General features: G+C 39.5%; 20 protein-coding genes. 4 read left to right on the top strand and 16 right to left on the bottom strand.

Annotation, left to right across the window (positions count from 1 at the left end):
• Positions 1-336: 336 nt before the first annotated feature.
• Positions 337-1,461 (top strand): HNH endonuclease, encoded by a 1,125-nt coding sequence (locus QEP07_RS09015; RefSeq protein ID WP_285009610.1) that lies wholly within the window; start codon positions 337-339, stop codon positions 1,459-1,461.
• 51 nt (positions 1,462-1,512) lie between these two features.
• Positions 1,513-2,091: a RusA family crossover junction endodeoxyribonuclease gene (locus QEP07_RS09020; protein WP_285009613.1), complete on the top strand. Its 579-nt coding sequence runs from the start codon at positions 1,513-1,515 to the stop codon at positions 2,089-2,091.
• Positions 2,092-2,260: 169 nt separating this feature from the next.
• Here QEP07_RS09020 and QEP07_RS09025 read toward each other — a convergent pair whose 3' ends face one another.
• The 8 genes from QEP07_RS09025 to QEP07_RS09060 form a co-directional block, all read right to left on the bottom strand.
• The gene (locus QEP07_RS09025; protein ID WP_285009615.1) at positions 2,261-3,310 is read right to left on the bottom strand and encodes a hypothetical protein; all 1,050 of its coding nucleotides are present in this window, start codon (positions 3,308-3,310) and stop codon (positions 2,261-2,263) included.
• Between the two features lie 4 nt (positions 3,311-3,314).
• Positions 3,315-5,366, bottom strand: a complete 2,052-nt coding sequence (locus QEP07_RS09030; protein ID WP_285009616.1) for an ATP-binding protein — start codon at positions 5,364-5,366, stop codon at positions 3,315-3,317.
• A 433-nt stretch (positions 5,367-5,799) separates the two neighbouring features.
• Positions 5,800-6,480 (bottom strand): hypothetical protein, encoded by a 681-nt coding sequence (locus tag QEP07_RS09035; protein ID WP_285009617.1) that lies wholly within the window; start codon positions 6,478-6,480, stop codon positions 5,800-5,802.
• Positions 6,477-7,511, bottom strand: a complete 1,035-nt coding sequence (locus tag QEP07_RS09040; RefSeq protein WP_285009619.1) for a hypothetical protein — start codon at positions 7,509-7,511, stop codon at positions 6,477-6,479. The genes QEP07_RS09035 and QEP07_RS09040 overlap by 4 nt, the downstream gene beginning before the upstream one ends.
• Positions 7,512-7,555: 44 nt before the next feature.
• Positions 7,556-8,929: a ThiF family adenylyltransferase gene (locus QEP07_RS09045; RefSeq protein ID WP_285009621.1), complete on the bottom strand. Its 1,374-nt coding sequence runs from the start codon at positions 8,927-8,929 to the stop codon at positions 7,556-7,558.
• Positions 8,910-9,488 (bottom strand): hypothetical protein, encoded by a 579-nt coding sequence (locus QEP07_RS09050; RefSeq protein WP_285009622.1) that lies wholly within the window; start codon positions 9,486-9,488, stop codon positions 8,910-8,912. Before QEP07_RS09050 ends, QEP07_RS09045 begins: the two co-directional genes overlap by 20 nt.
• A complete protein-coding gene (locus tag QEP07_RS09055) occupies positions 9,472-9,951 on the bottom strand; it encodes a hypothetical protein (protein WP_285009623.1) in 480 nt (159 codons plus the stop codon). The genes QEP07_RS09050 and QEP07_RS09055 overlap by 17 nt, the downstream gene beginning before the upstream one ends.
• Positions 9,948-10,649 (bottom strand): multiubiquitin domain-containing protein, encoded by a 702-nt coding sequence (locus tag QEP07_RS09060; protein ID WP_285009625.1) that lies wholly within the window; start codon positions 10,647-10,649, stop codon positions 9,948-9,950. The genes QEP07_RS09055 and QEP07_RS09060 overlap by 4 nt, the downstream gene beginning before the upstream one ends.
• A gap of 391 nt (positions 10,650-11,040) precedes the next feature.
• Here QEP07_RS09060 and QEP07_RS09065 point away from each other — a divergent pair, with 391 nt between their 5' ends.
• Together QEP07_RS09065 and QEP07_RS09070 are read left to right on the top strand one after the other, a co-directional pair.
• The gene (locus tag QEP07_RS09065) at positions 11,041-11,388 is read left to right on the top strand and encodes a helix-turn-helix domain-containing protein (protein WP_285009626.1); all 348 of its coding nucleotides are present in this window, start codon (positions 11,041-11,043) and stop codon (positions 11,386-11,388) included.
• 1 nt (position 11,389) lies between these two features.
• Positions 11,390-11,941, top strand: coding sequence for an ImmA/IrrE family metallo-endopeptidase (locus QEP07_RS09070; protein ID WP_285009628.1), 552 nt, complete (start codon positions 11,390-11,392; stop codon positions 11,939-11,941).
• Between the two features lie 111 nt (positions 11,942-12,052).
• Here QEP07_RS09070 and QEP07_RS09075 read toward each other — a convergent pair whose 3' ends face one another.
• The 8 genes from QEP07_RS09075 to QEP07_RS09110 all read right to left on the bottom strand — a co-directional run bounded on the left by QEP07_RS09075 (position 12,053) and on the right by QEP07_RS09110 (position 26,977).
• A complete protein-coding gene (locus tag QEP07_RS09075) occupies positions 12,053-12,502 on the bottom strand; it encodes a hypothetical protein (RefSeq protein ID WP_285009630.1) in 450 nt (149 codons plus the stop codon).
• A gap of 779 nt (positions 12,503-13,281) precedes the next feature.
• Positions 13,282-13,662, bottom strand: coding sequence for a hypothetical protein (locus QEP07_RS09080; RefSeq protein WP_285009633.1), 381 nt, complete (start codon positions 13,660-13,662; stop codon positions 13,282-13,284).
• Positions 13,663-13,724: 62 nt separating this feature from the next.
• Entirely contained in the window at positions 13,725-14,954 is a 1,230-nt protein-coding gene (locus QEP07_RS09085; RefSeq protein WP_285009635.1) for a TetR/AcrR family transcriptional regulator, read from the bottom strand.
• A gap of 35 nt (positions 14,955-14,989) precedes the next feature.
• On the bottom strand, positions 14,990-16,252 hold the full coding sequence (locus QEP07_RS09090; RefSeq protein ID WP_285009636.1) for an aminotransferase class I/II-fold pyridoxal phosphate-dependent enzyme: 1,263 nt from the start codon (positions 16,250-16,252) through the stop codon (positions 14,990-14,992).
• 581 nt (positions 16,253-16,833) lie between these two features.
• Positions 16,834-19,470: a glycosyl hydrolase 2 galactose-binding domain-containing protein gene (locus tag QEP07_RS09095; protein ID WP_285009638.1), complete on the bottom strand. Its 2,637-nt coding sequence runs from the start codon at positions 19,468-19,470 to the stop codon at positions 16,834-16,836.
• Between the two features lie 55 nt (positions 19,471-19,525).
• Positions 19,526-22,147 carry an alpha/beta hydrolase family protein gene (locus tag QEP07_RS09100; RefSeq protein WP_285009641.1) on the bottom strand — a complete coding sequence of 874 codons (2,622 nt, stop codon included), beginning with the start codon at positions 22,145-22,147 and terminating at the stop codon, positions 19,526-19,528.
• A 5-nt stretch (positions 22,148-22,152) separates the two neighbouring features.
• Positions 22,153-23,601: a RagB/SusD family nutrient uptake outer membrane protein gene (locus QEP07_RS09105; protein ID WP_285009643.1), complete on the bottom strand. Its 1,449-nt coding sequence runs from the start codon at positions 23,599-23,601 to the stop codon at positions 22,153-22,155.
• A 4-nt stretch (positions 23,602-23,605) separates the two neighbouring features.
• Entirely contained in the window at positions 23,606-26,977 is a 3,372-nt protein-coding gene (locus QEP07_RS09110) for a SusC/RagA family TonB-linked outer membrane protein (RefSeq protein WP_285009645.1), read from the bottom strand.
• Positions 26,978-26,988: the final 11 nt, after the last annotated feature.

Raw genomic sequence — 26,988 nt, forward strand, 5'->3', positions numbered from 1 at the left:
ATTTTTAGTCCACTTCAACCACTTTTCCTCTTGAAATTTTTCCAGCCTGCTTAACACATTGTATTTATCCCATTGTAAAAGGTCTTTAATTTCTCTTGCTCCCGTCTTGGATGTAGACTCCGCGTCCAGGTCATGTTTTAATAATTCAACTCATACGCAGCTAACTAGTGCCAGATTAATCATTTGAATAGTTTTCTAAGCGTTAACATTAAAATTATCAGCCTTCGAGGGTGCCAAAGTTTAATTAAAAGTCATTGAAAAAGTTTCCATACCCTTTTTTATTAAGAAATTCAGTGATCGAAACAACGATGTCCCGTTATACCTATATTTACGGATATGACCGGCAACGAAAACACAGCATTTTTTACTTTTTCCCAATATTGGGAGGCGTTAGAGAATTTCCAACAACACTATGATTTTCAAAATATAGTTGTTACACCTAGTGAAGCACAGCCGAAAGGTAAATCGAAGTCTGAACGGGTGTGCCGGTTCTGCGGGAAAAAGGATGATCCGGGGGCTTTTAAAAGTGTGCCGCACCTGCTACCAGAAATGCTTGGAAATAAATTTCTTTTCTCCGATTTTGAGTGCGATAAATGTAATCAGCAACTATCAAAATATGAAAATGACTTGGCCTATTTTTTAGGAATATTCAGAACTCTATTTCGGATAAAAGGCAAAAGGGGTATTCCTACCTTTAATTCGAAATCAAATACAATCAGAGCAAAGGATGAAGATTTTTATGGTGTTAGGGCATTTAATGTCGAGGAAACAAATCACCAATATAAGTCGTTCAAATTTGACAAAGAAAAAGGCAGGTGTACGATTACTTATAAGAAGCACAGTTATGTCCCGATCAATCTGTATAAAATATTATTCAAGATTGCATTATCAATTTTACCGGAAGAGGAAGCTAGTCTTTATTCAAGGGCCTACCAGTTTATACTGAGTGATCAAAAGTTTGACTGGGTATCGGGTATGTGTAAAACTCTATATTTCGATTTGCCTTTTGATTTCCGAATGGCACAGCCAGTTTCTTATTTATTTAAGAAGCGTGACCCAGGTGCCAAAATTCCAACTCACATCTTCATGCTTCATTTTCAACATATGATATTCCAGTTTCCTTTGCATTTCCATGCTGGAGACATCCAAAGCGGCCTTTATCAAACCGGAGAAGTTGATCTGCCTTTTTGCCCGCCGATATTGTACCGCGACCCTGCAACTGCGACTTGCTATTCAGAAATCCGTGATCTTTCATCTCACGAGAAAAGAGAGGAAGAGGAGCAGATGAGTTTCGATATGGATCCTGAGTATTTAACGCAGCTTGGTGTAATGAATCCCGATACTGGGGAAATTACCGGAATAGCATTTAAACCTGAAGAACTCGTAAGGATGGCATTTTATGAAGGCGACGGAATGCCAAGATTCCCGAAATTCAACGACACAAAAGATCCAAGCTCCTGACGTCTTATCGCTCCTAGCACCAGGTTTACTTGACAACCTAATTTGATTAGAATGAAAAAAAAGCGGCTAGATCAATACAAAGAGGAAATGAAGCAATATGCAAATGCTGATGGTAGTTACACTATTTATCAAAATCCCGCTATTGACCATCTGATCATTTTAACGCTCGGTTCACCAGTACCAACTAAACAGGATAAATTTAAACCGCTTAAGGCATTTGTACAAAATGAAGATGGCACAGAGGCACCTGTAGCCAACCTGTATAAAAAGTTGGAAGATACTGATATGATAAAACAGTTCAATGAGCATGTCAGGAAAGCCGCGTTCGAAGTTTTTACAGTGGAAAACCGTGTAAAAAGACCGGAACAGGTAGAGGTGATCATACATGTTAGCACTTTAAAACGCAGATACAATGAAGTTGATGTCGATAATTTGGCAAAATGCGTACTAGATGCATTGAATGGGATTGCGTTTGACGACGACTCTCAGGTGGCAACATTGATTTGTCAAAAACATGTTCACGCAATGGAGGTGGACGGCCTACTTATCGCTATTACAAAGATAACACCGACCCGCCGAGGCATTTTGGGAGATCCAGCGATCTATAGCTTCAACCCATGGAAAACGTAAATGTCACCAAGGATATTAAATCATTTTGGTGTATTGAAAGTCCGTCAGTATTTGAATGTGTCTGCCAAACCAATATTAATAGAGATTCGACATATCGCTGACTCAGATCTGAGCTTCGAAGATCGAAGCGATGCAACTGAAAAATTTGACGAACTGCGCAATTTATCTTTCAAATCATTTCAAGTTTTCGCAGAATGTCCTTTTTGAACTTGCTAAGAGGACGTTTATGAAAGTCTTCAGCGTCCCATTCCACTCCGAATGCTAACCTATAAACTTCCTGATGGGCTAATCCCAGTTTAGAATATGTTTGTATTAGACTAAAAATGTATTGCTCCGAATAGGCATCTTTTATCTTTATAAGGTCGGCCAACTCTGACTGGTGACCTGCATATATAGTCGCCAATTTCATATCAGCATAACTTCTAACAGCACGGTCTTTTCCCGGTTTTGCTACCAAGCGGATATTATAACTTTTCGAATCTTTATCTAATTTATAGTCAAAAGCGATCTGATCACAACAATCTTGGTCTAAGTATGGATGCAAATGTGAATGAGTCGAAAAGTCACTATTCCTTTTTATTGAGCTGTTGCATAGTGTACAGCTGGGGATGAGATTATAAAATGATAAGGCCAATAAAGGGTGTCTGGAATGTGAGTACCAGTGATCGAAGGTTGGTCTTATGATTTTCTCTCCCTTCTCAGTCTTTATCGTATAGGTATAAAGTCTGTTACAATACGTGCAAGTTTGCCTATTCAGGTTCTGAGCAAGCGTATAAATATCGTATCTTTTCTCATCTTTCCCATTTAAAAACCAAGTATCGTAATCAAAGAGTCTTTCTAGCAAGTCATAGGAATCTTTGTATTTATTAACTAGTTGCTGCTCATCTGCATTTGGCAGCCTCAGGTTTTTACATTTTAAGAATGCGTTGTACTCCTCCCAGCTAAAATTGCCCACTAACTGTTCCCATACATAGGCACTTTCTACTAGTAGCTCAGCAGGCAAGCCGCCTATGATATTTGTCAACGTATCTCCTTGGGTAAATAACTGGATAGCCCTTCCGGTTATTCCCTTCACCTTGTGACAGTGTATTTTGCAGACATCACAATCATCATCACATCCGCCAGCTAAAAGTTTCTTTCTGATCCGGCACGTCACCTTTTTCACATGCTTCTCTCTTGCACCAATGATTTCCGGTAAGTCTTTATTTATGAAGAGCATAAAATTAGATATTAAGCAATTGCTCACGAAGTGAGGCAATTTGTTCACGTATGTTTTCTTTTTCTGGATTATAAAAAGCTTCATCATACATCTCGATAAGCTTAGAGGCAAGGACAGGTTCCGCAACATTTCGGATAAGTAAAGCATGGTCTTCCTTTTTTTCTCTACTCAGTTCAGCTTCCAACACTTCTTTCTCTTTTAAAAGCTCATAGTTTTTCTTATCCAGTTCAAGACTCCGTCGAACTTCATTCAACCTAATTGCATTGTTGAGATAAACAACTGTATTATTGATCTGATCAATGGCAAACTCGCCGCAAAGCCCTTCGTTCATAAAAAATCCAGTTGCCAAAAGGTTATGTATGTTTGCAGCGAAAGTTTTCTGCTGCTTGTTCACGCGTATAGCGCTTCCACCTTCAAGTGCCAAGAACATGATATTTGAATTTGGAATATCGGAAAGGATAAATGGTGAATGGGTGACAAAGCAAATACTGACGTTTTTGATGGAATTTAGTCGTAGGTTTATAATGCTTCGCCGTAGAAAATTGACATATTTTCTTTGCAATTCCGGATGAAAGTATAGTTCAATCTCTTCTAAAATTATTTGCACACATTTATATTTAACTTTCTTTTTCGTAGTAACCCGTACAGAATCAAGATTTACAAGATGATATAACATGGAGTTCATAGAATAGACCATTTGCTTTTCCCCGGAACTTAGCAGTCTAAAAGCGATTTCTTCTTTTTTATCTTTTATCGTCTCTAAAATTATATCAATAGTAAATATTGGAGGCGGAATTAGTTCAATGAGCTTATCCTTATGTGTCTGCTTTTTTGCAATAACTTGCTGGATCAGGCTAGAAATATTATCTAGTGTCTGATCTTTTTCCTCCAAAGGAATATGTTTGTGTCGCAGATAATTAAGAGTTTGCTTGAACTTAAAGGCTATATGGCTTGAATCCTTTATCAGTAGATTAATAAACTTACTGAGATCTTTGCTGAAGTTGTGATTCTCCACAATGTAGTAACCATTGTACTCTTCATATTTTATGGAAACAGTTATAAGCTTTCTAACTAGGTAATGCATAGCAAACAGATCGAGTTCCTGTATTTGATCATTTTTCTTTTCATTATAACCAAACTCAAATACCTTATTGATCTTTTGTAACACGTCGTGTGTGTCTATCTTTTTATTGTTCAACAGATAATCAAAGTCAACTATTTCAGTTGTCGTAATACCTTTTTTGTCAGTTTTAGAAATTTTGTAAAGTTCTTTTCTATAAAATTGATCACTGTTAGCCGTCAATATCAATCTCTTGGCTCTGTGGTTTTCCGTGACATTTCTAAAATCGTAACTTTTGTCCCCAGAACTCCGAAGAAGGTTTGCTACAAGTCTAGACTTCACGAGTTCATTTTCCCGATTGATGATGATATTTCCTTCATCACGCCAAGGATTGATAACTAAAGGCGTTTGATAGGCATCGTTCTTATGAAAAAGTGCACTTAGCCAGTCCTCTTGCCCTGTGCTAATGTAGTCTGCAGAGTTGTAAGCATAATGTGAGTAATTAATGCAGATGGAATAGAACATCGAAGATCGATTAAATTTGCCTTCGACTATGGAGTTCTCAGGCAACAGCCTGCCGCTTTCATCATAGTCAAAAACAGATATTATTTCATTTTCAACAACGATTTTGTGCAAAGTTTCAAACTTGACATACAGCGCGACTCTGAGGCCCTGGACCGGCTTCAAATCCTCTTTCATTCCAAAATGACAGGCAATGTTATTGATCGCCATAAGTATGAGGTCGCTTACTGTACTTTTCCCAGATCCGTTTTTGCCTGCTACCGCACAGACATTGATCTTTAGATTACCATAATCGTATAGACAACTTGGATAGCTTTGTGTGTAGGTAAAATTATCGTTGTCATCGAGCTTGTAATCGTTGTAAAAATAGTATGGGTGATCGTCACCTAAAACTTTTAATAAATCCTCACGGCAATTTTTAAGTGGTTTAATTGCAATAATTTTGAAGTCTATAAGAGGATTTTTATTAGCCATAGCATTAATTATAATGAAAGATGGGAAAAATATTTGACAAAATTATCTCATATTAACAGCAGCTCGAGTGTATAACACACGCTTTAAGCTCATCCCAGTCTGTAAATCCGTCACCAAAAGTGACGAAGAATCACTTTCTACGGAATACTCGTGTACTATACAGCGGACTATTAAAACAATTGACCGAAAGCGTTATGAGTACATTTCCATCAGCAGAATGCACAAGGATTTTGACCCAGACTTTTTTATCGGCATTCACATAACGAAACCGGTTTATGGTATGTATGCTTTGACCATGGCAGTAAATCGTTGGAGAACGTTACCCCATGAAAGATTTTCCGAAAAAGCCTAGCTCAGAGAAATGGATTTAAAATTAAATGGGTAGCGCCTGCAATATACTTAGCAGCCTTTATACTGTGCATTTTCCAGTAAATTAAGCTACCTTTTTTTCATCCAATGATTTCTGAAGGTCTTCAACTATCGAATCTGTAAAAGCTTTTCTTACTGGAAGATCCCTACTAAATGCCCCTGCAACGTATTCTATAGGTAATATCCGCCTTAAATTCACTTTAAAATCCTCTAACTTAATGTCTGGATACGATTCATTAACCCTTGATAGAAAGGACTCTACATGTTCCATCTTACCAATCAAAGACTTTTCATCCCAATCCTCATATTGAAAAAAGTCTTGATCACTTAAAAATCCTTTAATAACATTCAAACAAAAACCAACACATGTCATATACTGTGGTGATGCGCCTGGACTTACAAAATCGCCATTTGTATCATAAAGAGAGCCTTCGTAAAAGTACCCAAATTCAGGCTGCGCTTTTTCCAAAATAAGTTCCGATTGTGCCATAAAAGCTGGCAGCAATATCGCCGGCAAAAAATCTAAGCTTTTGAGATAATAATCTTCCATTCCGGAGACATCTTCAATAATTACAGATTTGCCGGTGAAATGAAACAGTTTTGATTCGCTGTTATATCTTAAAAAGATTGCGGCATGCTGTGTTCCATCCGGATTTATTAAAATCGCGGCTCCAACCATGTTTTCTTCAAGATCGGTTTCGTCGCAATGTCTTAGGCGATTGGTAAGTTCTTCTTTTGTTATCACTTAATTGACTGCTTTTTTCGATTATACTCCCTTATTTTTTTCTCAAACAGAATTTTGATATCATTCCTCATCTCCTTCAGTTGTTCATGATCTTTGAATGCCTGACTAACTATTAAAATGGTTTTTAAAATATTAACGTCTGTACTTTCATGGATAAACAAGCGTAGAAACTTTCTAAAGCTACCATAATCCTTTATATCTAAATAGTCCCTAGAAGTGTAGTGGATAAATTTCAATTGATCAATTTCGTTAGTTATAGACATAAATTTAGTCAAGAACCTATTTAGTATATCATATTGCTGATCGTTCCAATAAGAATCACATAGCTCATACTTTTCTTCGTCTCCGCCTTTTTTTAGCCAGCAACTAATCCGAATTTTTTCATATAAAAACCGGTTAGCTTTTTTAGCATTCGTTTCAGTACAACCTATTGTTATCCTGTTCCCATTAGTTTGTTCAAGATGGATATTTGGATTGGAACCACCCACAGCTATAAGCTTGCCAGTCATAAAGACCAACGACGACTTGAGCGTAATAAATTTCGGTTTAGCCCTTAATTTCTTGCCGGTTTTTAAAGCTTCAAAGACAGAGTGAATGTTCTTTCCGGTATATATGTTCGCCTCGTAAGCTAGGCCATTCGCTTTAAAAAGCTCTTGTATTGTTCGCCATTCTTTAACAAGCGCTTTATTGTCGGATTTGCTACTAATGATCGCAGTCAAATCCTCCTGTATATTTTCTATTTGTTCTTCAGTCCCTGTCGCCTCTAACACAAGCGAGCCCGACTTTATATTTATTTTGATCCCCTCCCTATCGTCATTTAATCTGATGATATTTACGACAGAACTGAACAACACCGAAAATGCCTTTGCAGCTTCCAGCGACATACCGTCCAAATCAACTTTTTGCTTGGAAGAGTCGGTTTTTATAATAAACTCTAATTTATTCTCCTCTTGCATTTTTGTATATACTTGAAACACAAAGTTGGCACATTCTACTAATGTAGAAAACATATTTTGTAATACAAAAGGCATCGAATCTGTTTATAATGATCGATGCCTTTCTAAAAGTTAATATATCAGTAGGCCAGTCGGATATTTAAGTTGTTGTAAAGGCTTGGGATTTGGGAACGGCATATATCGCAATTAAGAGATTTTTGCTGATCCTCTATAAAAATCCCGCCGCTACTTGACATATTAAACTGCGTTGAATTTTCTTCAACAACTTTCCCCTGATTTAATTTGATCAATTGACTAAACGCAATGATGGCGGCAGATGGTGATAAAAAAGGCAAAATGCTGGCATGGGGCTCATCATTTCCACTTCCTTCTTTTATTGGACGTTGGGGCAGATCTACCTCCGCACATTTTGGCACGAATACGACTCTGGCCAAATCCTTAAAAGTACACATTATGCAATTATCCTTTAACGGAATATGACGACCCACATTTATTCCCCAGGATCGGCTTGTAGTAGCATGGAATACAAGTGGCGGATAGAGGTTTTGTACAGTAGACCAGATATCGAAGTCATTAGCAAAACACATAATCACGTCAGCAGATTGCGTTTTACTGTGGTGGTTATAATTAAAGTTTTTATAATCACCATCAAAAGTTTCAACCACATATTTCGAATCCAAAAGGTAGGATTTGCAGATTTCGGTTTTGGTCCGCCCATCGCAATCTGTAGCTGCAAATAGCAAAGAGCTGCTGGTATTATGAATTTCCACACCTGCGTCAGCGTCGATAAAGAGTATTTCACCACTAAAATCCACAAGCCCCATGAGGTAAGCAAAGGAAGATCCGATAGCGCCGCACCCCAGTACATGAACTCTTCCAAGGTCTAAATCAGTCAGTAACTCTGGGTTAGCGATAACCTTATCTTCTACTGACATTGAATACAGATCATACCATTGGCAATAATTTCCTGAACTTATGTTATTAGCCCATCGAAACAACTCAGCATTTCCCAGGCATGCTGCAAATGCAGCACCTAACGGATTTTTTGTGTCTTTTATCGGAGAATCACATCCCGCATAATTATTGAAAGCGCAGCTAGCAACCCATCCATTAGCATCAATAGCTACAAAAGGACTCTTAGTATTACTACCTGGTGAACCAATAGAAATCAAAATATCTTCTTCAAAAGCGGGTTGACCATTGAAATAGAACTCTCCGTGAGGGTCGATACCCGTAAGCATTTCCCTTAGATTATTCAATATAGTACCGGACTTAGAAGGTGTAATTATGCTGGAAGAATCATCGCAAATAATTTGGATGGTATGGCACCACCGAGCTAGTATGTTAACCAATACAGTTAACATAACCTGCGTTACATATTCGGAGGTATTTAACGTCACAATCACCTTAATTTTAACATTGTGACAGTCGGGATTTGTTTCAGTAAATGAGTCTGTCCTCTTGTTTCTTTCGCTATACCACTCCTCTTTCATTTCGAAAATCTTTAAACACCATTTTATCTCTATTCAGTTTTTTTGGGATAAACCGCCTTGATACATACTTGTCGCCTAGCCTTTGAAATTCATCATTCACAAAGAGGTGTATACCACATTGTTTCCAGGGCAAAATGCCATTCCTTGAAAAGAAGGGAACGACAATAGAAAGGAAGCCATCCGATCGAAAGGCTGTCTCTTCATTATCCACGTCCGAATGATCAACCCACTTCCCTGGGTGCGTATGCACCTGTGATATGTAAACGAGATCATTATCACATAAGTATTCAACCACCAATGCGTTGGATTCATGGGTAGTTAATATCCCGTATCGGGAAGCCTTCGTCTTGGGCGCGATAGCGTGAGTAATAAAGTGCTTATTGCCTTCGATTCGACCAGCCCAATATATTAGTCCTTCACAGCTAGGTTTTTTATTTCCGTAATCTTGTAGAACCCGATGGGTGAAATCCAAAACCTGTGAGTCTACATAATATTGTTTATTATCATTGGGATAAAAGCCAGTAGGCCTTTTAAGTATCCAGTCAAACCATCCTGCCATCGTAATAGGTTTTGTTTGAAATTCTTGTGTAAATAGTATCCAGAATTGCGTTTAAATTTATCAACCCACCTGCAATTGCTCTCCAATTAGGTGCCTGCCAATCCGTATGTATACCAGTATAACCTGCATAAGCCTTCCTTGAACAGGGATGACAAATTACACCCTGACCGTTTGTTTGGTTGAAGAAGCTATCTCCACTAAACTTCGGATAAGCCGCAGAAATTCCTGTATGACCTGATTTAGGACATCTAAAGTCGATGAGATATGGGCTTTCAGGATAGTTATCGAACTTAAACTCTATGATATATGTTTCACCGTCAATAGAAGATGTCATAAAAACTGTAAACAACTGGTTGACCTCATCTATAGGTGAGATCAACCAGTTATAATCTTTACAGTTATCCTGACAAGCTTCTATTTCAACTGCAACAGTTGCAGTTGAAATATAGCTTGGGACACTCATGCTCCTTTTCCTAAATCAGTAAATACCAATACCTGGCCATTAGGAAAATTGTAGCTTCCAATTGTCCGAGCCTTCTCGAGCGTCTCAGTAGTGCCCTTGATTTTTAACTCATAGTTGCCGTCAGCAGCAAATTGGAAATGTCCTAGGACCAAATGTATCAGATCCTGTACAGAAATCTCAACATTGAAAGCATTCTCCCATTTTCCTTTTGGAGTCTGGATGATGAGCTTAACATGTTTTCTTGTTTTTGAAACAAAATGTTCAATTCCCGGACGTGCAAGATTGATTTGTTCATCATTTTCAACAAGTTCATCTTCCCATGGTTTTCGAATGGATAAGTAGAGCTCATCTTCCAAACTGATTCCCCCAAGCACTTTGATTTCCTTCCCTGTTATATATTGTTTCTCCCATACGAACTCTTTTCCGTTAATGGTCAACAACAACACATTTTTAAAATAAAAATGTTCAATTTCAGGACGAGCAAGGTTTACGGGATTCTCTTCTATAAGTTCGTCTTCCCAAGGTCTTTGAATTGCAAGGTACAGTTTTGACTCTAAGGAATCTTGTGGTGCACCAACGAGTTCACGGATCTCCGCTTGGTAAATAAACTGTTTCGACCAATGATATAATTTACCATTAACCGTAAATGGAAGTGGTTCTCTGTTAGTTGTTTCTGAAGTATTATTAATGTTTTTCATTTTTTTAATTCTAAAATTTATTGCAAAACTTAGCACATGATCTCAAAATGAGATCGGTTGATTTCAATAGGGAATTTTGACGTGTGAAACCTATAGCTCGCTTTAAATTTTAAAATGCACCACCTATCAAGGTTAAAAAAAGCGTTTAGATTCTTGGAGTTATCGATGCGGCGCCTTATATTTGAGTTGGAAAACAAAATACACGGCCAGCAGATGAGCTAATCTGCCTTGGCATTACAACTTTAGAACCAGGCGCCTTGATAGTAGTCTGGTTTTATTATTTACAAATATATGGTAAAATTGTCAATCTCAAAATAAATCTTACTTTTTTTTGTGTAATATTTGTTTACACAAAAATTTTGATTAATTTTGAATACACTATTAAATTTATATGCTTGATAAAGAGCAACAAACAGAATTCTACGAACGAATTGGCGAACGTATTAAGGAGGCTCGAAAGGTTCAGGAAATGAATCAAGACGTTTTAGCAAACACTCTTGGGATTTCCCGCGTATCTCTTGTCAATATAGAAGCAGGCAAACAAAGAGTCCCCCTACATGTTTTAATAGATATCTGCGAGGCGCTTAATGTATCCATGAATGATCTTGTGCCACAATCAATTGAGAATAGTATCAATTCTGCTATTTTGAATAAGATAAAAAAGGAAACAGACCCGGGTACAGATTCTGCAGAAAAAGTGACGAATTATATCTTATCCAGGATGAAAAACAATAGTTAATATGTCTAGACCAATTTCAGGGCTTAAGCTAAGGCAGGTAGCTGACCTTACCTTTCAAATTGTGACGAGCGCAAACATTACCAAAGCTCCTGTAGATGTTGATTTGATTGCACGTCGTTGTGGAGTTACTGTAGAGAAAACTGATTTAGGAGAAGATGTAACAGGTTTGCTGGTCGCTCAGGGAGAGACTGGTATAATTGCTTACAGCCCCCACCAAGGTGAGCAAAGGAGGCGTTTCACAATTGCCCATGAACTTGGTCATTTTGTACTCCATCGCAATGATGGTGCGGATACCGTATTTGTTGATAAAGACTTTATTGTAAAATATAGAAGTAACAAATCATATTCAGAGCTAGAACTGAAGCAGGAACAGGAGGCCAATGCTTTTGCCGCATCTTTATTAATGCCAAAGGAGTTTGTTTTGGAAGAAATCACCAGTCCAATGCTCAAAAATCTTTCCGAATCAGACGTTATTAGTGAACTTGCGAGGATATTCAACGTTAGTATACCGGCGATGACGTTCAGATTAACTAATCTAAACTTGATATATTAGATTTAAAATTCAGTGTAACTCCTGTTAAAGGAAAAACGATCGGATTATGAACGTGATTCTAATTTGCCATAGTTTATGGAAGACCTTATATCCGGCTGGCAACAGAAGTAATCAATTAACAAAAGAATCCTCAACATTCAGATCCTTTAGCGCTTGTGGATCTATATACAATTTTCCCTCTCTGCCATTATAGACATTGGAATAAGGGTAGTTTAACGGCCTGATAAACACATTTGGAAACGGATAATCCTTAAGCTTTTTCTGTAATTGGAAAAAAATGTCAACACAACCAAACAAAGCGCCTTGATCAAACATACTGTTTACCAATTGCTGGAAGCCTTTTGATGTAATACTTGTGTGTTTAGTGGAACGCAGATAAATCATATCACAGGGACGATCAACAGCGCCCTCTGGAAAAACTTCATTTCCATCAACAATAGAATACTCCAAATGGTAAAGCCATGCCAGATGCCTGATGATGTTTTGGATGGGTATTTGAAAGTTTGCGGGATTGGTCATATATACCACTACCAGATTTTGTCTGAATTTCTTAGCTACCATGTTTGATAATGTAAGCTAAAGATAATGATAAAGGAGAATTCACATAGCATCCTACTGTTGCAGAACCAACGTATCAACATGAAATATTTTTAAATAAAATCATGGTTATAGTACCATCTATTCACGGTGTACGAAAGTTATACAAGAAGAACCATCCCCAATGAATTCGGTGATTGCCGGTTGCGCTCGCTTAGTGCTGCTTCCATTTCATTTCCGTTATATCCGTCGGGCCTTGATACTCAATTTTACCATCATCATTTTTTTTGATTGAGCTGGATATATTTTGTGGTCAAACTCCCTAGGCGAATAGTCGACAGCAAAAGCACTATAGGCCATTTTGTGCTTATGCCAAGCGTAGTAGCGCATATAGATCATCCGCAGATAGTTTGTATTTTTAATCTGCTTTTTGCTGCTGCTTTTTCTTTTTCTCAACCAAGAGTTGCACAAGCTCGGGCTGCAGAGCCGAGTCTCTTGAGATCAGATCTTCTTAATAAATTTTCGTCTGCGGCCATCTCCTTAAGCCTATATAGCAAAGCCTGTCTTTGCGAAAATGGAGCACTTGACAATTCTCTACTAAAATGCACTAATAAGGTTCATATCGAAATGCACGATATTTTCAATATAGTTGGAAAAAGGATCCACCTGCTCACAACCCTCTGGCAAATAAACATGAGTGTTTGTCCCTTCACCAGTAGAAAATCTTAGGATCGCCATATCAATATTTTGGATTAAGATCCCGAAGTTAACCATCAAAATACTGACGCATGCGGCATCCCCCCTCACCTCAACACCGAACTCTTCAAATAATACTCCTGCCTCCCACTCTTCCTCACCACCCAGCCATCCGTCTTCCTCCTCCTATAAAAAGTCCTCACGCCAATGCAAAGCATCTCCATCACCGCATCCCTGGTCAGCCATATCTCCTCCTGATCCGCTGCCGAAGCATCCAAAGCCGCCACCAGCTTCAACTGTCCCTTGCCAAGCCGGGCTAAACAATCTGAAACCTCCCTTTGCCAGGCCCGGAGCGCCTCCACATCCAGCCGCAGTTCATCGCGCAGCGAACCATGCAATTCCAGAAGCTGCCGCTGTCCCTTCAGCACCTTCCGCTGGTCAATAGCCAGCGCATGCAGCTGATCCAGCACCTCCTCGTTATTTTCCATGAAAATTTGTTAGAATGTCCGCCCCCCAAAAAGGCGGACTTAGCAGAAACCAGCCAAATACTTTAGGCTCCAGTCCCCTCAGCCAAGAGCGCCAACTTTTCATCAATCCATTCCAGCAGCGAAGCATCCACCGAAGGCCGGTATCTATTATACCGCAGCTCCGTCATCAATTCCGCACGAGCAATCTGCTCCCACTGCTCCCGCAGCACCCTAACGCGATCAGCTACATCCAACCCAGCGACCAAGCCCTGCAAATACTCTACATAATAGGCCGCAAAGCGCACACTATTGAAACCCAAGCCCACCAAATAAAGCCTCAATAAGCTGTCTACATCAATCGCCTCCACACCAAAGCCACGTTCACCAAACCCATCCTCTACGAGGCGAACCAAGGCCTCATTATACACGATCAGATAATGGTAGTCACTCCAACGAACATCTGCGTTTACTTTAAACTTCCGGAAAGGAATACCCGCCAGGTTAACCAGCTCCGGAGATGCACCCGCCCCGCGTAAACTATAGTTGATCCGGCTCCACATATCCCAATACAACGGAAACTGCGACTCGATCTCTGATGCCGGTACTACCGCACCAGGATTTAACACCTCATCCCCAGACCCAGCCACAACGAAGCCATCACCTTCACCAACTGCCTCCCATGCCCAGCCCAAAATCTGCTCTATAGTTTTGTTCAATACTTCAAACTCTCTATCATTGTTGATATCTATACCACTTACTGTACTGCCGTTATTATGTGCGTGAAGCACTAAACCATAGCAGCCATACAACACCACAGCAAGCACAGACTTAAAGCTCACATCCGTTCCGGCGAAGTACTTGTCTGTCAAAGCCAACAGCCGACGAGCCTCCAACTCCCTTTTATCAGACACCGCACGCATCAACTTATCTTTAACTGTCATTTGCCGCGCTATCAACACCTGCATCTCCGGATCCTCCCAAAACACTTTCAAATTATCCTGCATCAGCCGCACAAACAAGTCCTTCAATCCCGCCGCATCAACATCCAAACCCGCGCCAGCCGAAACACCAGAACCAACCGCAGCCCCCGAAACCTCACCAACCCCCTCAAACAACAACCGCCAATGATCCTTCCCTTCTACATAAGTCTGCATCAATGCCCTAAAAGACCCGAAAGCCTGGTTCACCGCCGTAGGCGCCCTTCCAGCTTCCCGCCCAATGGCACTCGCATTCAACGCCTCAAACCCTTTTTCTTTCACTATTCTCGATGCTGCTTCAAGCAGCAGAGCCTTCGTTCTATCTTTATCTCTCACTTTGTTTAATTTTTTTCTTGTCACAGTAAATAACCCTATTCAAAATTCTTAATCTGCGCTTTCACCTTTACCCACTCCCAGGCATTCAGCACCTTGTCCAGATGCTCCTGCGTATGCGTAGCCATCACGCTCATCCGTATCCGCGCATCCTTTTTGGATACCGCGGGGTAGCCAACCTGGTTCGCATAAACCCCCGCCTCCATAAGCAACCGGCACACCTCAGCATTGACACCAGCATTGCCTGTCAACACCGGCACTATAGCCGAAGCAGAATTACCCGTATTCAAACCCAGCTCATTCAGTCCCTTTTTCAGATAATCAATATTCCGCCAAAGCCTTTTCCTCCACTGTGGCTCTTCGTCTATCAGATCAATAGCTTTCAGGATACAAGCAGAAGCCGGAGTACCAGACACCGAGAAGATATGCTGACGAGCATGGAACTTCAGGTAATTAATCATCGCGCGACTTCCCACCACATATCCACCCAAATGCGCAAATGTCTTGCTGAATGTGCCCGTAATCAGGTCAACATCGTTATAAGCATTATGCTGCTCCAGAACACCGCGACCAGTCTCTCCAACCACGCCCACACCATGCGCATCATCCATAGCCAGCAAAGCACCAAACTCCTTGCATAAAGCCACAATCTCAGACAGCGGTGCCAGGTCTGCGGGCTGGCTGTACACTCCGTCAACCACCACCATAATCGTTCTGAACTTACCAACCGCCTCCTTAAGCAGCTTCCGCAAATGCTCCATGTTATTGTGCAGAAACCGCCGAACATTCGTGCCTGAAAACCCATCATACATGCTCGCATGAACACTCATATCCGCAATCACCAGATCCGATTTCTTCATTACGGCATGCATCGTCGATACATTCGCTGTATACCCGGTCGTAAACAATAAAGCAGCCTCTCGTTTAAAAAACGCTGCGATCTTTTCTTCGATCAGCCGGTGATAAGTCATGTGGCCGCCGATAGCCGGGCTGGCCGCGGCGCCAACGCCGTACCTAACAATCGCATCAATAGCCGTCTGCTTCAGAGCCGCGTGCTGCGCGAAGCCCAGGTAGTCGTTAAATACCATGGCTACATAAGTTTTACCGGAACTGCCAGGCAGGTTAAGCTCAACTTCGGGTGCGCAGCCATTCAAAGATTCCTGCCTGTAGTTCCAGTGCCCTCGGCTATTCCAATCATCAATATAATTTTCAAATTCTTTGGCCTTTTCATAAGGCCCATGTCCCTCTATATCTTCAAAATCCTTGAAGCTTGCATTACGATAATCAATCGTGCTCATCATTATTATTTATTTACGTTAATAAGTTAGTGATGCAAATATTGATCGTAATTTGAGTTTTCGTTTTTCATTAAGGGACATATTTTTAATTTATTAATTACACATTAAATAAGCATCACCAGCGACCTAATAGCTCATGCCGATCCAAAAGGAATGACTACGTATAACCGAATGCGATACTCGCCCTGCTCATCGTTATCAGCGTTCGGAGAAAGCAGATCCGCGTAAGCATAGCGACTGATCAAAATGCCCTACATCGGTCTGCTAAATCGCTTACTTAGTCAATCATGAGTTGAAGGATAATAGCATATTGTCCGGATCAATGCTTTATCTTTCAAAGCGACAAGCATATCCCTCCTTCAATTAATTGCAATGTTCTTGTAAGAGTTCGACCTGCTGCCAAGAAAATCTGGTACACGGTCTTAGTAGCTTTTTCGCCAAACCACTTACAAAGCATCTTTTTGCCTTCGCCCCTTGACATCCTGAATAATGTAATCGGTTTTGGCTGCTGTGCAAAACAAAAGCAATATTATAATTACAGATGACTGTAAAATTATATTGTTATTTTCTTGATTTTGAATATATTATTCCACTTCAGGCCAAGTCTTAGCGCCCGCCTTCATTCTTTCATAATTCATCTTAATATCTTCAGCATCGGGATTACCCGCAACTGCTTTCTCTTGCCATAACAATGCCTCTGATGTTCGACCTAATTTATAAAGTAAGTTGGCAAATGTATCTGTAGCAGCAGCCTTATCTATTGGATCATGCTCAGTGTCTATGCCCTTCTTTGCCCAGATCAAGGCCTTTTCTAAAGCATACTTTTCCTTGGCACTATTGAAAATCTCCCATGCCCAAGCGTTATATCTACCCTTATTATATGCTTCATCATACATAGTAGCGGCATCTATTAGATTTCTCAAAACAATCAGCTGCCCAGGCGCTAACCGCCTTAGATAGTAATCTACACACATTGACCGAATTACTTCACAATCAAGAGGTTTACTACTGGTTATCAGTTTTTCAATTTCTTCCCAATTTGGAGAATCTCCTAAATACGTAATGATAAGGTCCTTAAAAAGGATATTTTGGAATTTGTGGCTTATCGCCGCGAACTGAGTACTACCCAGATTCTTAGAAAGCCATTTTCTTATTATCAAGAAACCAGGGTCACTTATGCTATTGGTGAATTGCTCTATGAAGTTTATTTTACTTTCATATTCCGAACTATCAAGACTGTTTATGTAATGATTAGCAATGTTTCTTGCATTAACGGTATCCTTTTGACTTTTTGCCATAAGGCAGAGATTGCGCAAAAAGCTCATATCTCTTTTGCCCTTATTGTATTCATCAAGCCGGACGTTGTAGTCCGTATTTGTCGGAATAGCAACTATCGCGGAAAAACCTTTCGTAGCACCCTTAAAATTTTTGGTAATCGGCCAAAGCGTAGAGTGGATTTCTCTGATTTTATCTATTGGTAACTTGATTACCTCACGATCATAAGTTATAAGTCCATTTTGTTCCGTTTCCACGTCAAACGGCTGAGTGTAGATACTAGCTGTCAAACCCTGTGCTTCAAATTTTCTCAATGAATCAACCATGTTAGCATATTGTTTCTGCAAAATAGCAGGTGTTACAACCCCATCATACCCCCAGCCTGCTTTCAAGTCATCCCATAGATGCCCTTCTATAGGCACACCGATACCACCAAATTCTCCGAGGACTGCTGCTTTACCTTTTTCAAACTTAATGTGACCAGGGTTTGGATAAGCATGCACATCAGTCATGTCGGCCCCAACCCACGCATTTGGACTAGGGCTTTTCAGTTTGTCATTTACATAGAGCATTTCACCACTATGACCATTCACAAGTCTTGTAGGATCAAGGATCTTCAACTCCTTTGTTAGTCGCTCCTGATCATACTGGCCCCACTTTTCATTGAACAATACCCAAGTGATTATGCTGGGATGGTTATAAAGCTGAGCAACGTTTTTTCTAACTTCCTTCTCAAATTGAGCTTTCTGCCCCGCAGTTATGAACCCCGGGTTTACCATATCCTGCCACACTAACATTCCAAGTTTATCTGCATGGTAATACCATCTCGCAGGTTCTACTTTGATATGCTTCCTAATAGTATTGAAACCCATAGCTTTATTGGCCATAATATCAAACGCAAGAGCTTCATCAGTTGGTGCCGTATACAATCCGTCCGGCCAAAAGCCCTGATCAAGTGTCCCTAGGTTATATGTATATTTACCATTAAGATAAATTCGGTCAATTCCCTTTGGATCCTTTTTAATTTCCACTTTTCGCATTCCGAAGTAGGATTTAACTTTATCTTCGCCCAAAGTTATTTCTAACTCATACAGAAAAGGATCATCCGGACTCCATAACTTCGCATTTTTTATAGGAATCTCAATCATCTTGTTAGCATCGTTCCGAGGCATTAAAGCAACCTCCTTCGTAGTGTCAAAAACTCTTATGCTCACATTCTCTGAACTATTAGAATTCACCACGATATTCAATACGCCCCTTTCGACATCCGGGGTTATCTTCAAACTTTCAACATATTTATCCGGAACAGTTTCTAACCATACAGTTTGCCAAATCCCGCTGCTTGAAGTATACATTATTCCCTGAGGTTTTAATGCTTGTTTACCATGCGGGTTGCTGGGACCCTGATCACTGGGATCCCAAACTTTTATTACTAGCTCATTATCATCTGACGTCAATGCGCTCGTCACATCAAATGAGAAGCTCTGGTATCCCCCAACATGCTTACCAATTTCCTTCCCATTTAAATATATCGTTGCTTCAAAATCCACTGCTCCAAAATTGAGCATCACTCTCTCTTTTGGCTTTAATTTCGGTTTGGAAATGTTTCGCTTATACCAGAGCGCCTCGTCCGGTTTGAGGAATCTTTGCACACCTGAAAGAGAAGATTCAATAGGATATGGGACTAGTATCTTATTTACATATTTCATTGGCTTTTCAGCATTTTTTGCTGTAATTGCGTATTCCCATATCCCATTTAGGTTTTGCCATCGCTTCCGCACTAATTGCGGACGAGGATATTCAGGCAACGGGCTTTCTGCATTTACCTGTTTCGTCCAGCGAGTTGGTATCGAGATCGTCATTGGTTTCCAATTTTGCGCTTGACTGTCAGATTGAATGCAAAAAGGCATAGCTAACGCTAGAAGCGCTTTTGTAAGTACTTTCATTTTGCGATTTTGTAAAATTATAGTGAGTATTCTGTTTATTAATTCAGGTAAACAACTATTGAGATACCAAACTTATTGGCTTATATTTTGAGGGTAGGTCTTGCGTCATCCACCCAGGTGCTTCCGAGCCTTTCAGATAATGGTCAAAAAACTGTTGCTGGCGTATAGTAAAATCCAGATTATTTTTTTCTGAAGTTAGAATATGCCCTTCACCTTCATATTCAAGCAGCCAAACAGGTTTCATAAGACGTCTTAAAGCGGTAAACATTTCTATTGCCTGAGGAAACGGCACATTATCGTCACCTTTGTTATGCATTAATAGCAAAGGAGTAACAATTCGATTAGCCTGTAATACTGGTGAATTAGCCATATACATACTTTGCCAATCCCACAAGCTAGCCCCAAAATTTGCCTGGCCTCTTTCATTGTAAGTATTTTGAGCACTTAGCCCAAAAGCCAAGCTTCCAAAATGACTTATCACATCACTAACTCCCGCAGATGCTTGGGCAGCCTTAAATATATCAGAATTAGCAACAATTAAATTTGTTTCATAACCACCAAAGCTATGGCCTTGAAGGCCCATGTTATTGATGTCAAACCATTTATTGGTTTTCAAATAGTCTACTGCACCTAAAACACTACGAAGCGTTCCCAGTTTAATATCACCTAATCTTTCATTTAGTATATCAGGTACTACTACAATATATCCGTTACTAACATACCACGGAATCTGTAGATCCCCTTCACTTAAAAGTGGAGGTTTGAACAAATTCAATTCCTGATGCCTTGTTTGATAGTAATGGAAAATTATCGGATACGTTTTATCCGGATCAAAAACTTCTGGTTTATAAACTATCGCCTTATTCGTTTCCCCATTATTCATAGTGTAAGTGATGAGTTCAGAAGACAACCAATTATATTTTTGCTCTGGACAAATACTGGTTATTATTCGTGGGATGCCTAGGCCTTTGGAAATTAGGAGATTTGGACTAGTACTAGCGCTTTGTTTGGTAAAAATATAAATATCCCTCTTTCTCGCTTTCAGAACTGGAAAATTAACAATATCCTCAGCATAAAGATTATTATCACAAAAGTGTATTTCCGGATCTTTTCGTTTACTCAATTGTGTCGTGGACAGACCATTGTACATGTTTTTTAAATTAGTACAACTCATCACGATTTCACTTCCGTCGACATAGGTAACACTATTAGTACCAAAGTTTGCAAGTAAGAATTTCAACCCCACCTTCCTACCATATCCATTAGTTAAATTAATAGGTTCACTTTTGCCTTCAGGGTCAATCTGCCATATGTCAAATTTGTCGTATATTAAAAAATATTTATCGTTCTTAGTCCAAAAAATGCGATCATAAAAGCGATAGCGTTTGGAAATACCAACAACCTGACAGACATCGGAGTTCAAGTCAATATTCTTTGTTGTATTGGCCAGTTTATCACGTGCTATATCATAAGTGTAAAAATCTCTTCTGGTCGTATCAGTTCCTATCACGAATTTCCCAGTCGGAGAGATTTCCCAAACAGCTGATCTCAACTCAGGTACGTTTGGAACAAACTCTTTCAATATTCCTGTTCTATAATTATATAATTTGTATACAGGTGTTTTTCGCACATCATAATATGCCTCAGTCCAATTTGTCGCTTTCCTCAGTAAAACACAATCATCCCCTATCACCCCCCGCTGCTCAAAGCCGTCCTCATTTACTATTTGCAATTGTTTGCCACCATGTGTTGAAATTGCGGCAACGAATTTATCGTCAAATTTTTCATATTTTGGTTGGCTATATTTTATAAACTCATATTTATAACTCCAGATATTAACCGAGCTGGTTGTTATATCAGAGTCTGCTGAAATAATTTGCCGATAATAAGCAGGTTTAGACTCTGCAGCAACTGTAAAAAACAGGTAACTTCCGTCAGGTGAGAATTGAAACTCATTATCAATGAACTTATACTTTCCATCTAAAGAAGGATCTTTTTCATCGCATAACATTTTTGCTGAAGGCAAACCTCGATCGTAAAAGAAGATGGCTTTCACACCCGTGTGTTCACCAACAAATGCTACTCCTGCAGTTCGTGGGTCGGGCTTTACTGCGGAAAGCTTTCCCGTATAAACCACTCTACGGAATCCAGTCTTTAAATCATAATGGATTAACGAATCCTTATATTGGAGAAATATTGTACTATTTCTTGAAATCCAAAACGCATTTGCCTTACAAATGTATTTTTCAACTCGATCAGTACTTACCAATATTATACTGTCGTTTTTATTTTGGATAAGAATAAGGTTATCGTCTGTTAGCGCCGAATTCTTAACATTTTTAAATATTCGAATACGCCCATCGAGTATACCGTAAGTTCCAATTTTATCAATACCAACTTTAAACGCGACATCGTTTCCGGACCCAAGAAATGATTCTGGGTAAAAAGGCATAGCATTAGGGATAGTTTTCAGTATTCGACCGTTATTATCGACGATATTGAAAATCGATCCTGACTTATCATTTGTTATATAATTCCAGATATATTTACCGTTATCTGATATGCCATACCCCGCTAACTTCTGCCAGTCGTGATGACTATTATTATCCAATTTACGTTTCTGCCCGAGTGATACCTGAATCGACAGACAAAACAAAACAATAAAATAAATTTTCATTTGTATTAAATTTGTTCTTTATAACCAGGATTTTGATGACCTCTTAGAGACGGGTTATATAGGAATTCATAATACGGTATTGGAGCAAGGGCTTTATAACCTGCCCATGTACCACCTTTTACGGGAGCAACTTCCGTCATAACACTGTCTATGATCCCCGTACGTTTTAAATCAAGCCAACGGTGTCCCCATTCGCAAAATAATTCGACTTGACGTTCATGATAAATTGCATCTAAAATTTGCTTTTGAGTGGATCCGGAAAAATTCGATAATCCAGCGCGGTTTCTAATCATATTTAAGTCACTTTCAGCACTGTTGATTCCGAAAAGATTGTTATTATGAGCCCTTGCCTCTGCTCGTATCAAATATTGTTCACTCAGGCGCAAAACCATCAAATATTCTGATTGTTCTTGTGTTGAGTTTCCCCTACCAACTTTATACTTGTAAGGCACTTGATAAGTCGTACCTAAATTTGTACGATTAGTAATCCATTGAGATTTCCTTTGATCTCCACTTTCAAATGAACTCATCAAAAAAGAGCTTGCTGCAGCTAGAAATCTCGTCGATGTAAGATAGAGTAAGGCATCTGACGTGTTTGTACCATTGTTATTTAATAAGTTTGGTTGCAGCTGCCAGATGGCCTCTCTGCTATTTTTAAGAAATACATCATTCAGTGGAGTAAGTTCATATAATCCACTATTCTCTAATACCTTTGTGGCCGCCACTTCTGCCCTGTTCCAATCCTCGCTATATAAATAAATCCTTGCTAATAGCGCTTGGACTGCTCCTCTGTTAGGTCGAATTCTTTCAGGAATACTACTTATTCGCAATCTAGCATCAAGATACTGATCCTTCAGTAGCTCGTCAGCGCTATTCAAATCATTTATAATTTGTTTGTAGACAATCTTTTTGTCCGTTCTGGGAATGTTGGAGTTAATCTTATAGTTAGTTGTAAGCACGAGAGGCACATCGCCATAAAAGTTAACAAGATAGAAATATGCAAAACTCCTAGCGAATTTCGCTTCACCCAATAGTATATTTCTAGTTTCAGAATTTAAAGATTCAGTATTTTCCAACCCTTCAATAATAGAATTCACAGGAAAGATAAAATCTTTATAAACCGTACTCCAAATATCGAATGGCATAGTATTGAGGTCATTCCGATAAAGAAACAGGTCTGAGAAACTGATTAATTCATCCGCTAAATATCCTGACTGGACTGATAGAGATGAATTTACTGATGGGCTACCACCACCCAATCTTGGATTTGTTGTAATAGTGGCGTAAAGACCCGTCATAGTTGAGATCGCCAGGCTTTCATTTTCAAATACCAGAGCTTTAGATGAGCTATCAATCGGCGGGTCGATCTCAATAAATTTTTTGCATCCCATAACGGTAGCAAAAAAGCCAACCATCAGGAATAATTTGATATGAAGTAAATGATTCTTTTTCATGATTTTATAAGCCTAATGAAAGTCCAAAAGATAAAGTCCTCAAGGGAGGCAAACTAGCAACATCCTGAGTCTCGGGATCAAACCCCTTATATTTTGTCAGCGTAAGGAGATTTTGAGCCTGCGTGAATAAACGTAGATTCTTAATATATCCCTTTTTTATAATAAAAGGTGGTAGATCGTAAGATAATGCAACATTCTTTAATCGTATAAAGGATGCGTCAACCCAAGCTCGATCGCTGGATGAAATCCTATAATATGCATCAACAGCTTCATTAAACCCTTGTTGACTAAATTTTTGTATGCTCTTTTTATCTCCTATATTCCTCCAGTTATTGTAGTTTTCCACTAATTGATTTTTAGGTACCCCAGGATTCAAAAAAATCAGGTTGTGCAGCGGATTATATCCTAATTGCTTCGTGACCTGGACAAAAAAATCAACTCTAAAAGAACTGTAGCTAATGCTATTCGATAACCCTCCTTGAAACTTCGGAGCAATGTTGACCTTCTTAGAATAGGCAAATGCATCTGCTTCGGTAGTTATGGTACCAGCTTTTGTGAGAAATTGATACAGCCCGGTTGCGGGATCAACTCCTTTAAACTCGTATGCCCCAACAAAACCATTGAACGGTTTTCCTATCGGACTTTCTCCTCTTTCTGAATAATACAGCAAAGAAGGTGAATTCATAACAAAACTCTCAGGAATAGCTAAAAGCCTATTACCTAACATCCCGAATGTCAAAGAAGAATTCCAATTAAATTTTGGTGTCTTAATATTTACACTATTAATTATAAGTTCGTAACCACTATTTCGAATTGTAGCCAACTGATTTTCAACAACAGACAGTCCTCCGGCAGTGAATGGCAATGTCCTACCGCCCAACTGACTGGATGATTTGTGTCGGAAATAAGTAGCATTAATTATAAATTTATCTTTGAACAAACCTAATTCGATCCCGACCTCAGCTTTACGAATGCTTTCCCAGTGATAATCAGGATTTGTAACCCCCATAGTTAATAACGGTCTTAATCCCTGGTATAGAACATTGTTCATAGTGGTATATTGTTCAACATATTTGTAATCTCCTATCCCATCATTTCCACTGCTTCCCAAGCTCGCCCGAATTTTTCCAAAACTTAAAATGGAACTTGCTGACTTAAAAAAACTTTCATTACTAAAAATCCATGCCGTACCGACCGACGCAAAATTTCCGAACTGATTACCGGGTCCGAATCGGCTGCTGCCGTCTCTTCTCGTGCTGACATTTAGGAGGTATCTATTTTGCAGTATATAATTTGCCCTGCTGTATACGCCAAAATATTTGTACTGAGAGCTTCTATTTATTGCATTAGTTGAAAATGCGGCGCCTAAGCTATTTAAGAGTGCATCATTCGTATATCCTGATCCATTTATCCATTCATTTTCGACGTTCTGGCTTTGCAGTGTGGCACCGACCAAAATATCCAACTTTGACCCTTTAAAAACTTTAGAGTAATTCACTTGTGGATCCACATTCAATGATGTTGCTAGGCTATTTGTGAAATTTGATTGTCCAGTAACATATTCCCAAATACCCGGGTCTTGCGCAGCTATCGTTTCAAAATATTTGCTATTTGTTCGAACCTCGTTGAAACCAATAGTAGCTTTAACTTTTAGCTCAGAAGTCGCTTGATACCCAATATCAACCGTTGAACGCAAGTTGTTGGCTTTTGAACTATTAGGATTCAACATTCCAGCATACGGATTAGCCCACGAAGCCAGTCCAGTCAGAGGATCAGTCTCCCAGTTTAATCCGCCCCTTTTATTGAAAATGTCAGGAGCATTTGGAGGCAATGTTAGTGCTGTAACAACCGATGTTTGTATTGGAGTCTTTGACTTATTACTGCTATACCCTCCATTTAAGTTGAACTGAAATTTTCCGCCTCTTGATTTTCCAGAAATGCTAATGTTTCCCGTTCCAGTTTGCCAATTCGAATCTCCAGGAAAGACAAAACCCTGCGTATTGTATCCACCACTTAAGAAGTATTGAATCATTGACGTCCCCCCAGAAATAGATCCCTGAAAATTATAGGTTCGAGCACTTTTTCCTAGAAGCTCCTCTTGCCAATCAGTATATTTCTTTTGATCCCATAGTGATAAGTCTACAGCATACCCAGGTTCATAGGGGTTAGTCGTTTGGATCTCAACACCGTCGTTTTTAAATGCTTCTCTTCTCATTTCCAAATACTGCGCAGTATTGAGTAATGGTATTTTCTTTACAACGGAAGATAATCCAAATTGGCCATTCATATTTATCTTTGTCTCTCCTGGATTTCCTTTTCTGGTTGTGATTAGGATTACCCCATTTCCACCTCTCGATCCATATATAGAAGTCGCATCAGCATCTTTGAGTATGTCGACTGATTCAATATCACTAAGATTTAACAATGAAAGTGAGGATAAAGCACCTCCCGAAAATAGATTATAATAGCCCGGGTCAACATTGTTTGAAAGCGGTACGCCATCAACTATTATCAGTGGCTCACTTGATGTCCCCATTAGACTACTCTGACCTCTTAGTTGAGTCTTTAAAGGCGCACCTGGAAGTCCGCTTGTAGGAGTGACTGACAAGTTAGGAATACGTCCTATTAATGCGCTTAAGGGATTATCCACCGGATTTAATAATAAATCATCTCCTTTTATGGTAGAAATATTTCCTGTGCTTAGCCTTCTAGAGGTCTTACCGTAGGCCATAATTTGTATTTCGTCCAGTTTAGAACTACTTAGCTTCAACTGCACGTACACAAAATCCTTTTTTACTTTTTGTTCCTTTGGAACATAACCCAAGAAAGAAACAACCAATACTGCATCTTCCTTTACATTCTTTATATAAAAATCGCCGTTCGCCAAAGTATGAGTACCTTTTCCACCCTTCACACTTACCGTCGCTCCTGCTAGGCCGTTGCCTAAGGAATCCACCACTTTACCTCGTACGTCAATCGCTTGAAATCGGGCGATGATCCGGTCTATGACGGATTCTTCTTTGGGTTTGAGGCTGATGTTTTTGTCGTCGAGGCTGTATTCCAGGTTTTGGCTGTTGCTGATGACGTCGAGGACTTTGTTGAGTTCGGTGTTTCTGAAGTTGACGTCGAGTTTGGCTTCTTTGTTTACTTTGTTTTCGGCGTATACTACGTAATAGCCGGTTTGTTTCCTGATCTCGCTGAAGATCTCTTCGAGTGTTGCGCCTTTTTTGCTGTAGGTGATTTTCTGGGCAAATCCGGCGGCGCTTACCTGCATCAGGCAGGCGGTCATTATGATGATGATGAGTTTCATAATGAGTAATATTTTGGGCGGCAGCCATGCTTGTGACAGCCGCAAGTTAAAAGCAGTTTTTTTCATACTTTTACTTT

Source organism: Pedobacter faecalis (assembly GCF_030182585.1).
Lineage (GTDB): Bacteria > Bacteroidota > Bacteroidia > Sphingobacteriales > Sphingobacteriaceae > Pedobacter > Pedobacter faecalis.